The following is a 13,592-nucleotide window of genomic DNA, read 5'->3' as shown; positions in this document are numbered from 1 at the left end:
TTATTAAAAATGGAAAATCAAATTAATGCATAGTCAGTATAATATTCAATACGGGACTATTAGCTATTACAACCCCATTGATTGTTCTGGAATAGTGAAATCCAATAAAGAACATTTTTTCTTTGATCAATCGACCACAATACCTATCAATGCACAGATGAGTTCAAATCTGGAGGTTGCCTTTACTTGTATAAATAAGAAATCCAAAAAGATTAATTTCTTATGTAGTAAAAAATCTCTATATGAAGATCATATACAAAAGCTGATCGCCCAACTTTATCTAGTAATAGAACCACAAGGAGTATCCTCCTTTGAAGCATCTATTAGAAAGAAAGGTGATCCTAAACCACAACCTCAGCCAGAAGAACCAAAATTTAACTTTTCTAAACTCAGTACAATCCAAAAATCAATTGTAATTTTTCTATTTAGTTACAGCATAATAACGATTTTTTTTATTTGCTTACTAGAACGTTTTGATGGACTGGGCGTTGTTAGTTTTCTTTTACTTATTATACCATGCTTTATGAGCGTGGTACTTTTTAAAAACAATGAAGAAAAACTCAATATTATTATGCTTTTACTTATAAATTTTATGAGCATTTCACCTATTATTACTGGAGCAGGTCATGAAATTTATAAGATGACAAAACTCGCTTTCGCCAATATTAACTCTTTTTCTGGAAAGACATATTCAGAACAAGGAATTTTACTTAATAAATATTATGAAACCAGAGGAAAAGCTAGACGAAGCTGGGAAAATATTGAGCTAAATATAAAACCAGATCAGCAAAATCTGACATTATTCTGCAATTTTATTGATAGAGATGATAGCTGCCCTCAGTTAAAACAATTTGATCAGAAAGAAGCAAAGATCATTTATACAACAGGATACTCTTATCTAAAATATCCCGAAGTTATTTTATTAGGAATCAAAACCAGCGAATATGATATTCAACCTAAAACCATGATAAATAATTATAAATATCAACAGCAAACCATTTGGTTTTTCTTTGGGTTTGTTGTATTTCCTGCAATTATTTTTATGCCAGCGATTAGTTTGTATCAGTATATGCATGAAAAAAAATCCAGTAAAACCTAGACTATTTATTAGCAACCAGACTCATCAGTATGATTTTATAAAGTGATCTAGTTTCGCAGCCTAATACTCAAGGTATACTCAATTGTATTGTGGCAGATTGGTCGATATGGCCCATATTCCATCCCGATCCACCTCAAACCCACTCAATAACTGAACCATTGCCCCATCAATCATAAATAAAAACAGATCAACATCAGGTTTTAACAGGCTCATTTCCATACCTGACAACAATTCAAGAATTTCCTGAACCAGCCATTCCCGATATTCAATCACCACTTGATAGGCTGTACGATAAAGCTGTTCAATTTCAAAAATGGCCTTGAACAGAAGATGATAAGGGCTATTCAGGTCTGCATGTAAAAGATAAATTTCCCTGAGTTTATCGGCTGCCGTAAGGTGTTGGCATGAATAAATAACTGCCAGCACCTCTTGTTTAAGCCGATCTTTTTGCACCGTCATGCATATTTCAATAAATCGTTCTTTAGACTGAAAATTATTATAAAACGTCATTTTGGCGATTTTGGTTTGCTGCAAAATAAAGTCTATGCCTGCCTTATGAAATCCATAGTGATCAAATAGCTGGATTGAAGTATGAACTACTTGTAATGCTCTTGGAGAAATTTTTAAATTTGACATATAGATACTGTCCACTCATCTTTTTTGTTGTATTTAAATGAGATCAAACTCCCTTTGCCCTTATGGTGGGCGAAAAAAGGCATGCAGAGGCCCTGAAAGACTGCCCTGTCGCATCTCAAGTTTTATTGTTGATCTGTTTTTTTAGTCGCAACGAACTAAGGCCTGAAAGCTCAAAAGCGATCAAGCTGTGTAAAAGACTAATCTGGAGGTATAAGAATTAAATACATAGCCAACTCCTAAAATTCGGAATTCTGCCAATGTACTCATTAAGAATTATGGTGGCAGAACGAAAGAGGGTTAGCAGACTGGTTTCAACTCCAGCACACCCGAAGGTGTCCCACTCCCGTCCTACCGCTACGGGAGGGGCCGAGGAGTTTATACACAAAACTATTCCTCAGAAAGAATAGTTCTGATGTAGTTGAAAAAACGGTCTGCTAAAACCGACTGACCATGTGGGTCAGCATGTAAAGGATAATCTGTGAGTTGGCAGGTGTCAATGTAAGGAAATGGTAAGGTGTTAAATTTGTTAGCTTTTGAATAGGGTGGCAGAATGAAAGAGGGTTGACCGACTGGTTTTGGGTTCCAGCACACCCGAAAGTGTCCCCCTTCCGTTCTACCATTACGAGAAACAAAATTATTATCAAAATATAGGTAAGCAGTCACAAAATAATCTGTGATTTTGCAAGTGTCAATGTAGGTAATAGCAAGTCATTAAAGTTACTATTATTTCTTAATATATGAATCAAATAATCAGCTTAGTTTTATTGCAAATTAGACTCGTCTATTTTTTATAATCTTGGCTTATAGCTTAAATTTCGATCTTGAGAAATCATTAACTCTTTCTTTAAATCAACTTGTTCCAGTAAATTCAAAACAGTATCGGATAGTAATTTATTTGCATAATCAAGATTAATCTTCAATTGATTTTCTGCAATTTCAATATACTTAGATTTATTTTCCAGAATATCATGGCATGATCTATCCAATCCATAAACTACTGTTTTTAAACCATAATGCTGATCAGCATGCTTCCACACTTCATGAGGCACACTTCCCCAATGATCCGTCATCGCCAATATATCAAAAATATCTTTATACGGAGCATTATTGTATCTATCCGCATTAGCAAGTAACTTTGTTAGGAAACAGGAAGAATGATCTATAGCTGGAACAACAAATGGAAAATTTTGGTCAACCTGAAGTTGGTAATCTGAAAAAAGTACAAATTCAAGTTTAATGACAATACCATCAACATGAATTAAAGACCTTACAGCATCTCGATCAGTACGCAGTTTAATAAAACTAAAATCATTGTCTAGAAGCCTACCTAAAGAATTTTCTTCAACCTGCTGGCGAACGGCTCTAAACGACTCTTTATCGGGACATAAAAAGTCTATATCAATAGATTCACGAAACTCATTAAGCTCTAATGCAATACGAGTACCACCACCAAACAAAATATTGTGCTGCTTTAAATACTCAGTATTAAAATTATCTAATGTTTTTAGTATCAGTTGATGGCTTAAATGACGCTGATTCATCAAACTATATCTCTTTATTATATGTTGTTAGCTGGGCAGAAAATGTCCATGACCTATATTTTTAATCAAACTCTCAATGAGTAATTTTTCATCATCTGTTAGAAGATTTGGCTCAATATAGCACCATCGCCTTTCATACATTTGAAAAGCAAATTCTGCTGTCACAATTTCAGCCTGAATATCCCAAAGAATCGTATCCAGTTCAGGATAATCTCTACGATTAATATACTGTATCGCCATAGACACATTCCATCATCGACCTAAAGTATCCCCTTTATTTAGATCTTTAAACAATATGATCTAAAAGTGAATATTTTTTCCATTCATAGTCATCATATCAGACTATCACTATTTTTAAATATCCAGTCACCCACACGATAATCCCGATAAAGCCTGAGTACCCATTGCCCTGCCAATGTGCTACGTGATTCCGCGCGAAGCTGCTGAGTAAGCGGTGGCATTCTGTTATCAGCCCACGGGCTATTCTCTGGACCGAACAACGGAGCGAGCATACTTGCCGCAGTCAGGTCTGCCAAAGTAAAACGATCTCCAATCAGATAATGATTAACATTGCCCTGCAACCAATCTTCCATTTGCAGCAATGTGTTCTGAATTTTTTCCCAAGAGTCTGCCACACGTGGTTCATAGACCTGAAAGGTACAGCGAATCATTTGCCTGAGCAGTGGTTTGCTACTATCTGCCAGCATACGTTGCCAGCGTGTATATCCAGAAAAATTAAAGAAAATATCGCTGACTTCATCACGCTCAACCGCCAGACTCCAGCAATAGCGGCGGACATGATCGCCCAGTTCATCAAAGAAATCTTCCAGTTGCATGACCCGTTTTCTTGCCACTTCATCTACAGGTAAAAGTGATCGTTTAGGATAAGTATTTTCAAGATACAGGGCGATTTTGGTTGAATCCCCAATCCTGTGCTGCCCATCCACCAAAATAGGTAGGCAACGCTGACCAGCCAAACGCCATGCAGTCGGCGCATGCAAACCTGGCACCAAGTCACGGCAGGTATAGTCCAAGCCTTTGGCATCCAGATTCCAGCGGGCTTTCTCACAGTAAAGTGACAAGGGAAATTGATACAGTACACGCTGATCTAAAGTCATTGTTATACTCCTTTTACGCATGGCCATGTGGCTGATAATCTGCCGCCACACCCGCCAAACCACGTTGTACCAAGTTATGTAGATAACGTTTGCCAAACTTCTCAGCAGAACGTCCCACTTGAGGAATACGCAATGTCCAACTATAGATTCGTAGCCCAAATGCCAAAGGTGCAACCCAGCACATTGCAATTGGATGCTGGGCAACCCCCATCCCATCTGCCCTTTCATTTCCCAAAAGATAACGGGACAGGACTTCATGTACAGTTTTTGGAATCATGTGTGCATCGGGCAAGTTTTTTAAACCCTCAAACAAGGCTTGCGCCAACTGGCGTGAAGTATCATTCGGGTCAAAGCATAAAGGCAGAATACGCTGGTCAATCGCCTGCTGCTCTGCCACCGTATTGCCCAGCAAGCCCAGTGGAACACCCAACAGGCGAGTGACATATCTCCAGATCAGGTAATAGCCCTCATGTTCTTCTGGACGAATTTTTGCGCCCAGTGCCTGTAAACTCTCCAGCACCATCGTGCCAAAAAATAACGGACCTGCGGCGGTATGTAATTGGTTGATCGGCAGACCTGTTGCCATATCCCAATTCTCAGATGCCATTAAACGTAAACGTACCATTGCGTGCATCAAGCGGACACGCATACAGATTTCCCAAACCGCCCCATAAGGTCGTAGTGCTTCGGTATCCAGCACCCCAAAAAACAGGGTGGATGATTCAAACAGGCGACGTACCACATTTTGTTCCAGACGTTGCGTACCTGACAAAATATGGGCTGAGGCAGCATTGGAAAAAGTGGTCATTAAGCCACCATGAATCAGGGCAATGATCAACTGAGGAAAATGTCGATAGGCCATTGCCCCACCCTTAGCCATCAACTCAAAATCCACCCTGTCGGGAATCATTTCCATATCGGCTAAAAAATCCTGGCACGCCACATTACCCTCACGGGCAAGTTGCTGAATGGCTGGCAACGGCTGCGCAAGCGGTTTTTTATGCGCTCTCAAAGTCTTGACCACATTCTCCGCCAGCTCATCTCCCAGATTCAACCACGGTGTGAGTGGCATTGACCATAGCCATGACTTGCGTGATATTGCTGGCAATGGACTGGTAGGTACATCAGGTGAAAATGTAGCAGGTACATCAGCAAGCATATTCATGGTTCAACCTGTCAAATCGGGCAAATAATATTCAGCCTAGCAAATATTTTTTAAATACTCAACTTGTTGAATATTAAATTTGATTATTGGGTGCTAAGATAAATTATTTATTGAGGAGTCAATATCATGTCACTTCGCCATGTCTTGCTGGTGTATTTAGGTACGGGGGCTGCCAGTGGCTACGATATTATCAAGGGTTTTCAACATACTTACGGCTATTTATGGAATGCCAGCTTTCAGCAAATCTACCGTGATCTGGGTAAGTTGCACAGTGATGGTTTAATTGACTGCGACATTGTTGAAAATGCGCCCCGCCCACCCAGAAAAGTCTATCGGCTCAATCCAGAGGGTTATGCCGCTATGCAAAAATGGCTGTCCACTCCGATCAAGCCACCCCATCTCAACAGCGAGTTTTTAGTCAAACTGTCTTCGGTTCACCTGCTGGACGCAGATCAGTTTATGCAGGAATTTCAGCAATACCGACAGGCTTACCAGCAAAGTCTGGATGATTTATTTCGTATGCAGGCGGTATTCCAGTCACTTCCACCCAACGTACTGGAAAAATTTGAGGGCATTTACCTGACCCTGACACATGGGATCAGTCAGATTCAATGCTGGCTGGAATGGGCAAAACAGGTGGAGGTGTTTTTACAGAAGCAGAAATGGCGAGAAACCACCGCAGAGGATCTTCAGCTATTTACTGAGGCATTGCAGTTGAATCAGCCAGAAACATAATTCATCAAATTTAATATTCATCATGTTGAGTATTTAAAAAATCTTTGCTAACCTGAACGCATTCCATATCCCAACCAAAAGGAATGATTGGTATGAAACTTGGGTTTAGCCTGCTTGTGTTGGGCGTATTGCTTTCTCAGCAAACACAGGCGCAAACGTTCTGTGTTTTTGATATGGTCGGCGCACAAGGCCCTGTTATTTCGGGCATGCGTGAATATGCCACGCAATCAAGGGCATGGGGCGCACAGCTTGAACTGCGCTCCTATACTTCTGAGCGGGTTGCTGCCGAAGACTTTAAGGCAGGTCAATGTGATGCTGTTTTGCTGACAGGGATGCGCGCACGCCAGTTTAACCATTTTACAGGCAGTATTGACTCAATTGGCGGTTTGCCAAACTACACCCAACTCAAGCTACTCATGGCAGCCTTGCTACGTCCCGATGCCAGCAAGATGATGACCAGTGGGCAGTATGAAGTGGCTGGGTTAATGCCTTTGGGTGCAGCCTATATTTTCCTGCGTGACCGCAATATCAATACCGTCACCAAAATGGCGGGACGCAAAATTGCCGTGCTGGACTACGACAAGGCGCAACTGGTCATGGCGGAAAGCATTGGCGCACAGGCCGTGATGAGTGATGTCTCCAATTTTGCAGGAAAATTTAATAATGGTCAGGTGGATGCCACCGCTGCCCCTGCGGTTGCCTATATGCCACTTGAGCTTTACAAGGGCGTGGGCAGTCAGGGTGCAGTGCTAAAACTGCCTGTGGCGCAACTGACCTTTCAAATGTTGATTCGCCCAGACAAATTCCCAGCAGGATTCGGGCAACGTTCCCGTGAATATTTTTATGGTCAGTATGATACCGCCATGAAAACCATATCGGCAGCTGAAGATGACATCCTGTTTTTCTTTCCACCTGCCGATGGAACCGCACCACAATATCGGGAAATGATGCGTCAGGCACGAATCAGCATGACCAAACAGGGAATTTATCATCCAAAAATGATGAACCTGATGAAAAAAATCCGCTGCCGTGCCGAACCCACCCAAGCGGAATGTAGTGACAATCTTGAATAGCGCACCCTAATCACGGATTGCCAAGTTCAACCAGTTTTTAGGCACATACTTTTAATTTACACCCTATAACAATATCTGGAGTCATCATGAAAATCGCTTTCGCTCCATTGCTGATCATCAGTTTGCTTAGCCCACAACTCCATGCCAGTGACATTGATAAAGATACCGCAACCCGTTTTATTAACAGCTTTTATCAAGCCATACAAAAACACGACCTCAAGGCTGTGGGCAATATGATTGACAATAAAGCCACGATTAAGGTGTTATGGACACAGGCTGATCCACCACAAAGCTTTACCATCACTAAAGCGGATTATTTGCAACAACTCAAGGCAACCTGGCATTTCGCCACCAATGAGAGTTATGAGATCAAGAACATCAAGGTCAGCCTTGTTGATAATGTCACGACAGTCAGTTTGCAAGAGACAGAAAATCGGACGCTTTTTGGTAAGAAAGCGGGACAGCAGAATGAACTACAAATTGCACTGGGCGGTGATGCAAAATCGCCGCGTATTGTCGGTATCCAGAACAAAACCAAGCTGTGGTAGGTACTTGAGTTCAACATCACCCATTGCATTAAAATAAGCCTAAGGCGTAAAAAAACCGCTATATTGAGATAGCGGTTTTTTTCAATACTTTTACAAAATCAATATTAAGCTTTAATCAACTGAATATCAGAACCAGCACGTTTCGGATCAATCAGGATTTTGGCATGTTGCTCTGGATCACGTAATGCAGCAAAAGCATTGTTCACCCCTTCCAAGCCTACCACACCAGTGATGAGTGGAGAGCAATCCACTTTACCCTCAGCAATCATATGCAAGGTGTCACGGAACTCAAGTGGTGTATAACCCAGCACATACTGGATTTCCAGTTCCTTATTGATGGCCAATGCAGGTTCGATCTTATCGCTTTGCATACAAACGCCAACACCGACGATACGCGAGAACAGTGGCGCACCCTCAAGAATCTGCTGCATGATCCCTGCCACGCCTACACATTCAAAGATTACTGGACGTTTAGGCAATAGACCAAGTTTATCACCGACACGCATTGCATTGACCCACGGTAATGAGAACGTCTGAACCTTGTCAAAAATGCCCATTCCCATATTAATCGCTTCAGAGACATTCCCCAGCAACCCCAGCTCTTTCCAACTGCTAAATGGAGATTGCTGTTTAGGGTCAATCAAGATATCTGCACCACATTGCTCAGCCAAGCGACGACGATTCGGTGAAAAATCACTGGCAACCACGGTTTTAACACCCATTGCCTTGAGCATTAAAATCACACCCAAACCGACTGGTCCACAGCCCACCACAATCGCAGGTTCGCTTTTCTTGATTCGGCTACGACGTACCGCATGCAATGCAACCGCCATAGGTTCGGTCAGTGCCGCACTATCCGCATCCAAACCATTGGGAACTTCAAACATCAGGCTCGATTGAACCAGAACCTGCTCTGCATAACCGCCTGATGCACTTGGTGAAAGTCCAGTGGGTACATAACCTTGCGGATCAACATTCAACAATGGCATAGCACAGACCAAAGTATCCGCTTTCAGTTTACGGCGTGTTTTTGGACCATAATCCAGGACCTTACCGCAAAACTCATGACCGAAAACCAATTTATCTGAGGATTTCGCCACACCATTAAAACCAACGCGCGCTGCCAAATCATGCATGTGGTCACAGTGGTGTTGCATGTGCAAATCTGAGCCACAGATTCCGCAACGCACCACTTCAAGCAATACTTGCCCTTTGGCTGGAATCAGTTTTTGACTGTCTTCAATTTGAAGCTGGGCATTCTGGCAAACAAGAGATTTCATAGGATGTTTTCCTTTTTTTTTTTATTCCATTTGTTAGCGTTTCAGTTTTTTAAGTGACTGGAATCATCGCACCAACAAAGCTTGCCACAATACTGACAAACCATATTGTCAAAATCTATGACCCAAATATAAATATCTTAAATGAATAAAGTCAGCATACCAGAAGATTTAGAGCTGTTTATAGAATAACGACTGAAGAATTAAAAGTTTTAAAAATTAAATTCCAATTCTATTCAAATAGATAGATAACTTCCCTCTCCATCAATCCAATATTTTTTAAAAAATACCAAATGAGCTGTTGCAATTTATAGTGTCACTATGCCAATATATATTTACTGGCTATAAGCCACTATATAAGAGAAGCAAAAAATGGCGATTCAACTCAAGACAACACAAGTGAATGTTCCCATCGAATTTTTACAGTTTTCAGGTGGTGAACGTCATATTCAACTGAATCCAAGCCTGCTGAATCCATTTAAAAATTCAGTGCAGATCAAGGCATCACTAGCCAATAGCACCGATGTGATGGACTACCTGTTACTGGAAAATGTGCTACTGCAACAGGGCATCCAGCTTTCAGTTGAAATCCCCTATTTTCCTTACGCACGTCAGGATCGTATCTGCGCACAGGGTCAAGCTTTTTCACTTGACCTGATGACTAAACTGCTGAATAGCAATACAGAACAATATGTAGGCCAGCGCCAGGAAATTGTGGTCTGGGATTGCCATAGTCAGGCAACGCTTGAGTTACTACGAGCAAATACCACTTTTCAAAATGTGGTCAATATTGAACCGATTCGGATCATTCAACACAGTGAAGCATTAATGCAAATCCTGTTGGCTGAAAATACGGTGCTGGTCTGCCCCGATGCAGGTGCAACACAACGGACTCAAGCGATTGCCAATGGCATTAATGCACAACGCCAACAGGCAATTGACATTATTCACTGTGAAAAAGTAAGAGATGCAAATACAGGAAAAATCAGGGCAACACAGGTCCACAGTGCAGACTTAACAGGCAAAACTGTAGTGATTACAGATGACATTTGTGATGGTGGTGCAACCTTTATTGGCATTGCCCAGCAATTACGTCGCCTCCATTGCCAGAACATCATCCTGTATGTCACACATGGCATTTTTAGCAAAGGCCTGGATGTTTTTGATGGCTTGGTTGACCAGCTTTTTACCAGCAATAGCCGTCCACAACAGACACATTCAAAGCTCAACCTGATTAATTTTCAAAACTAATTTACGTAAATAGGAGTATAAAAAATGAGTCTTAAAATCAATCCACTGAATGCAATCGACTTTTATAAGGCGGATCACCGCCGCCAGTACCCAGTTGGCACTGAGTACGTTTATGCAAACTTCACACCTCGTTCCTCACGTTTGGCAAAAATGCTGCCTGATTTTGATGACAAGGTGGTATTCTTTGGGCTACAGGGATTTATCAAACACTTTTTAATTGAAACATGGAATGAGGGCTTTTTTAACCAGCCGAAAGACAAGGTGGTCGCAGCCTATAAACGCCGTATGGACAGTTCATTGGGTGAGGGTGCTGTACCTGTGGAACACATCGAAGCGTTACATGACTTAGGCTATTTACCATTAAGAATTAAAGCTTTGCAAGAAGGCAGCCGCGTCAATATTAAAGTACCTGTATTAACCATGATCAATACTGACCCAGATTTCTTTTGGTTGACCAACTATATTGAAACCGTACTCAGTGCTGAACTGTGGAAGAGTTGTACTACTGCTACGATTGCCTATGAATATAAACGCCTGTTAAATCAATATGCACAAAAAACAGGTGCGCCTTTGGATTTTGTCCCTGTGCAGGGGCATGATTTCAGTAGCCGTGGGATGAGTGGCATTTATGATGCAGCTCAATCCAGTGTTGGGCACTTAACCAGTTTTATTGGTACGGATTCAGTCGCTTCGATTGATTATGCTGAAGAATATTATAATGCGACAGGTGTGATTGGTGTTTCAGTGCCTGCAACCGAACACAGTGTGATGTGTATGGGTAGAGAAGAAAGCGAGCTGGAAACCTTTAGACGTTTGATCTGCGAGCTTTATCCTGTGGGTGTGGTCAGCATTGTGTCGGATACATGGGATTTCTGGCGTGTGATTACCGAATTTAGCGTTGAGCTAAAAGCTGAAATCCTCAATCGACAACCCAATGCGTTAGGTCTTGCCAAAGTGGTGTTCCGTCCAGATTCGGGTGATCCTGTCAAAATCATCTGTGGTGATCCTGATGCTGAAATCGGTAGCCCAGCCTATAAAGGTGCGGTGGAATGTTTGTGGGAAATCTTTGGCGGTACAGTCACCGATAAAGGCTATAAAGTGCTAAATGAACGTGTGGGCCTGATCTATGGTGACTCGATTACCCTTGAACGCGCGCAAAACATTTTAAAGGGTCTGGAAGCGAAAGGCTTTGCATCCAATAACCTTGTGTTTGGGATTGGCAGTTATACCTATAACTATCTGACTCGGGATACTTTTGGTTTTGCAGTCAAGGCAACTTGGGGACAGGTCAATGGGGTTGGTCGGGAGTTGTTTAAAGACCCGATGACCGATTCAGGCACCAAAAAATCGGCAAAAGGTTTGTTACGGGTGGAACAGACTGCCAATGGTTTTGAGCTGTTTGATCAGCAAACACCTGAACAGGAGCAACGAGGTACCTTAACAACAGTCTTTGAAAATGGGAAATTGTTGAGAGAGTGTACACTTGACCAAATTCGGGAGAGATTAGTTTAAACCCAGTTGCATTATATCCAGAGGGCATCATTAACGATGTCCTATTTATCTATAACGAATAGAGCATTGTTAATGATGCTTTTAAATCCAGCACTTGATTAATACGTCATGGACGTATAGTATTTATACCATACATCAGGATCTATCCCATGCTTCTCTTATTTAGAGAAATTCCAATATTCACTAAAAAAAATCACATCAATGATTGATGATGATTCCTATGCCAAGCTACAACAGGCATTAAACGAAGATCCCGAATTGGGTGATCTTATACGTGCAAGTGGTGGGATACGCAAGGTCAGATGGAATCTAGAACATACGGGGAAAAGTGGTGGTATCCGTGTCATTTATTACTACTTTGATAACGAGGGGCAAATATTTATGCTGCTTGCTTATCCAAAGTCAGTTAAGGATAATTTAACTGACCGTGAACTCACTGTGTTACGCAAACTTGTGGAGGAGTTAAAAAATGTCTGAGTTTTTTGATGAATTAACAGAAGCCTTGGAACAAGCTATCGCAGTACGGAAAGGTGAAATGCCTGCTAGTCGTGAATTTAGCCTTGAACGACCAAATATCAAGGCAATTCGTGAAAAAACAGGACTTTCTCAGGTTCAATTTGCGAAACGTCTACACATTAGCCCACGCACCCTGCAAAACTGGGAGCAAGGGCATCGTTACCCAACTGGACCAGCCATTGCCCTGATTCATATTATTGATAAAAACCCCAATATTTTGACGATGGCATAAACACAATAAAGTGGCAACATTTTATAAATCCTGAATATATCCATTAAAATTTTGTCTTATGCATTATACCTCTGAACAAGAATACCTTGCCCACTATCAAAAACGGGACTACGACAGTCCCCTGTTTACCGTGGATATGGCAATTTTTTCGATTTCAAAAGGTCAGTTACAGGTTTTGCTGATTCAGCGTTCCAACTTTCCAGAAAAAGACAAATGGGCTTTACCTGGCGGTTTTGTCGATTTAAACCATGATCAAGATTTAATGACAACCGCCCACCGTAAACTACTGGAAAAAACAGGGATTCACACCCCTTATCTGGAACAAGTGGAAACGATTGGTAATCGTCAACGTGACCCACGGGGCTGGTCGATTACCTCTCTCTATTTTGCACTGATTGATTTTCAAAAGTTTCAGATCGAGGAAACAGCACAAATTGAACACAGTGCATGGTTTCCTATCCATGAAGCACTGCAACTTGAACTGGCCTTTGACCACCAAAAATTATTAAATCTGGCAGTTGATCGCCTCAGCAGTAAAACACGCTACACCGCCCTACCTGCCAGCTTAATGCCTGAACGGTTTACCCTGACTGAACTACAGACTATTTATGAAATTATTCTTGGGCATAGTCTGGAAAAAAAGGCCTTTCGCCGTCGGATGCAGGAAGCAGGTGTGGTTGAGGAAACAGGACAGCATAAAATTGTTGGCAAACGCCCAGCCCAACTATTCCGTTATGCACTGGATGATTTTAACTTTACCTTTCCAAGAATGCTGGAAACACCAAGAAACTCTAATGAGGATGAGTAAGTAACATGGGCAGATAATCATCTGCCCATGTTATTGGTGAGATTCAATATAAGAAATATTTCCCACCTAAAGAATAAAATT

General features: G+C 41.5%; 14 protein-coding genes and 1 pseudogene. 9 read left to right on the top strand and 6 right to left on the bottom strand.

From position 1 onward, the window contains the following. Positions 1-25: 25 nt before the first annotated feature. Positions 26-1,099: a hypothetical protein gene (locus QLH32_RS14625; RefSeq protein WP_279959532.1), complete on the top strand. Its 1,074-nt coding sequence runs from the start codon at positions 26-28 to the stop codon at positions 1,097-1,099. Between the two features lie 78 nt (positions 1,100-1,177). On the opposite strand, the gene QLH32_RS14620 is transcribed toward QLH32_RS14625, so the two are convergent. The 5 genes from QLH32_RS14620 to QLH32_RS14600 all read right to left on the bottom strand — a co-directional run bounded on the left by QLH32_RS14620 (position 1,178) and on the right by QLH32_RS14600 (position 5,559). After that, a complete protein-coding gene (locus QLH32_RS14620) occupies positions 1,178-1,735 on the bottom strand; it encodes a TetR/AcrR family transcriptional regulator (RefSeq protein ID WP_283266797.1) in 558 nt (185 codons plus the stop codon). 788 nt (positions 1,736-2,523) lie between these two features. Further along, on the bottom strand, positions 2,524-3,276 hold the full coding sequence (locus tag QLH32_RS14615; RefSeq protein WP_283266796.1) for a nucleotidyl transferase AbiEii/AbiGii toxin family protein: 753 nt from the start codon (positions 3,274-3,276) through the stop codon (positions 2,524-2,526). A gap of 27 nt (positions 3,277-3,303) precedes the next feature. After that, entirely contained in the window at positions 3,304-3,516 is a 213-nt protein-coding gene (locus QLH32_RS14610) for a hypothetical protein (RefSeq protein ID WP_283266795.1), read from the bottom strand. Positions 3,517-3,608: 92 nt separating this feature from the next. Continuing rightward, on the bottom strand, positions 3,609-4,394 hold the full coding sequence (locus tag QLH32_RS14605; protein ID WP_283266793.1) for a glutathione S-transferase family protein: 786 nt from the start codon (positions 4,392-4,394) through the stop codon (positions 3,609-3,611). Positions 4,395-4,407: 13 nt separating this feature from the next. Beyond that, entirely contained in the window at positions 4,408-5,559 is a 1,152-nt protein-coding gene (locus tag QLH32_RS14600; protein ID WP_283266792.1) for an oxygenase MpaB family protein, read from the bottom strand. A 126-nt stretch (positions 5,560-5,685) separates the two neighbouring features. Between QLH32_RS14600 and QLH32_RS14595 the strand changes: the two genes are divergently transcribed. The 3 genes from QLH32_RS14595 (at position 5,686) to QLH32_RS14585 (ending at position 7,915) form a co-directional block, all read left to right on the top strand. Continuing rightward, the gene (locus tag QLH32_RS14595) at positions 5,686-6,294 is read left to right on the top strand and encodes a PadR family transcriptional regulator (RefSeq protein ID WP_283266791.1); all 609 of its coding nucleotides are present in this window, start codon (positions 5,686-5,688) and stop codon (positions 6,292-6,294) included. A gap of 92 nt (positions 6,295-6,386) precedes the next feature. Next, positions 6,387-7,367, top strand: a complete 981-nt coding sequence (locus QLH32_RS14590; protein ID WP_283266790.1) for a putative solute-binding protein — start codon at positions 6,387-6,389, stop codon at positions 7,365-7,367. Between the two features lie 86 nt (positions 7,368-7,453). After that, positions 7,454-7,915: a hypothetical protein gene (locus QLH32_RS14585; RefSeq protein ID WP_283266789.1), complete on the top strand. Its 462-nt coding sequence runs from the start codon at positions 7,454-7,456 to the stop codon at positions 7,913-7,915. A 104-nt stretch (positions 7,916-8,019) separates the two neighbouring features. On the opposite strand, the gene QLH32_RS14580 is transcribed toward QLH32_RS14585, so the two are convergent. After that, positions 8,020-9,195 carry a zinc-binding dehydrogenase gene (locus QLH32_RS14580; protein ID WP_279959541.1) on the bottom strand — a complete coding sequence of 392 codons (1,176 nt, stop codon included), beginning with the start codon at positions 9,193-9,195 and terminating at the stop codon, positions 8,020-8,022. A gap of 369 nt (positions 9,196-9,564) precedes the next feature. Here QLH32_RS14580 and prs point away from each other — a divergent pair, with 369 nt between their 5' ends. The 5 genes and pseudogenes from prs (at position 9,565) to ntrR (ending at position 13,511) form a co-directional block, all read left to right on the top strand. Then, positions 9,565-10,443 (top strand): ribose-phosphate diphosphokinase, encoded by an 879-nt coding sequence (gene prs / locus QLH32_RS14575; protein ID WP_283266787.1) that lies wholly within the window; start codon positions 9,565-9,567, stop codon positions 10,441-10,443. 24 nt (positions 10,444-10,467) lie between these two features. Then, positions 10,468-11,955: a nicotinate phosphoribosyltransferase gene (locus QLH32_RS14570; protein ID WP_283266786.1), complete on the top strand. Its 1,488-nt coding sequence runs from the start codon at positions 10,468-10,470 to the stop codon at positions 11,953-11,955. 149 nt (positions 11,956-12,104) lie between these two features. Further along, positions 12,105-12,432: pseudogene (locus tag QLH32_RS14565) on the top strand (type II toxin-antitoxin system RelE/ParE family toxin). Beyond that, complete coding sequence (gene nadS / locus QLH32_RS14560; RefSeq protein ID WP_283266783.1) at positions 12,425-12,703, top strand: NadS family protein; 279 nt, start codon at positions 12,425-12,427, stop codon at positions 12,701-12,703. Before QLH32_RS14565 ends, nadS begins: the two are co-directional and overlap by 8 nt. Positions 12,704-12,761: 58 nt before the next feature. Beyond that, positions 12,762-13,511, top strand: coding sequence for an ADPR responsive transcriptional repressor NtrR (gene ntrR / locus QLH32_RS14555; protein ID WP_283266782.1), 750 nt, complete (start codon positions 12,762-12,764; stop codon positions 13,509-13,511). Positions 13,512-13,592: the final 81 nt, after the last annotated feature.

This window comes from Acinetobacter corruptisaponis, assembly GCF_030053775.1.
Lineage (GTDB): Bacteria > Pseudomonadota > Gammaproteobacteria > Pseudomonadales > Moraxellaceae > Acinetobacter > Acinetobacter corruptisaponis.
The sequence above is the reverse complement of the archived record's forward strand: the minus strand, read 5'-3'. Positions and strand labels throughout refer to the sequence as shown.

Coding starts and splice junctions, on each gene's coding strand:
- QLH32_RS14625 (WP_279959532.1), top strand. CDS start 26: ATGCATAGTCAGTATAATATTCAATACGGGACTATTAGCTATTACAAC.
- QLH32_RS14620 (WP_283266797.1), bottom strand. CDS start 1,735: ATGTCAAATTTAAAAATTTCTCCAAGAGCATTACAAGTAGTTCATACT.
- QLH32_RS14615 (WP_283266796.1), bottom strand. CDS start 3,276: ATGAATCAGCGTCATTTAAGCCATCAACTGATACTAAAAACATTAGAT.
- QLH32_RS14610 (WP_283266795.1), bottom strand. CDS start 3,516: ATGGCGATACAGTATATTAATCGTAGAGATTATCCTGAACTGGATACG.
- QLH32_RS14605 (WP_283266793.1), bottom strand. CDS start 4,394: ATGACTTTAGATCAGCGTGTACTGTATCAATTTCCCTTGTCACTTTAC.
- QLH32_RS14600 (WP_283266792.1), bottom strand. CDS start 5,559: ATGAATATGCTTGCTGATGTACCTGCTACATTTTCACCTGATGTACCT.
- QLH32_RS14595 (WP_283266791.1), top strand. CDS start 5,686: ATGTCACTTCGCCATGTCTTGCTGGTGTATTTAGGTACGGGGGCTGCC.
- QLH32_RS14590 (WP_283266790.1), top strand. CDS start 6,387: ATGAAACTTGGGTTTAGCCTGCTTGTGTTGGGCGTATTGCTTTCTCAG.
- QLH32_RS14585 (WP_283266789.1), top strand. CDS start 7,454: ATGAAAATCGCTTTCGCTCCATTGCTGATCATCAGTTTGCTTAGCCCA.
- QLH32_RS14580 (WP_279959541.1), bottom strand. CDS start 9,195: ATGAAATCTCTTGTTTGCCAGAATGCCCAGCTTCAAATTGAAGACAGT.
- prs (WP_283266787.1), top strand. CDS start 9,565: ATGGCGATTCAACTCAAGACAACACAAGTGAATGTTCCCATCGAATTT.
- QLH32_RS14570 (WP_283266786.1), top strand. CDS start 10,468: ATGAGTCTTAAAATCAATCCACTGAATGCAATCGACTTTTATAAGGCG.
- nadS (WP_283266783.1), top strand. CDS start 12,425: ATGTCTGAGTTTTTTGATGAATTAACAGAAGCCTTGGAACAAGCTATC.
- ntrR (WP_283266782.1), top strand. CDS start 12,762: ATGCATTATACCTCTGAACAAGAATACCTTGCCCACTATCAAAAACGG.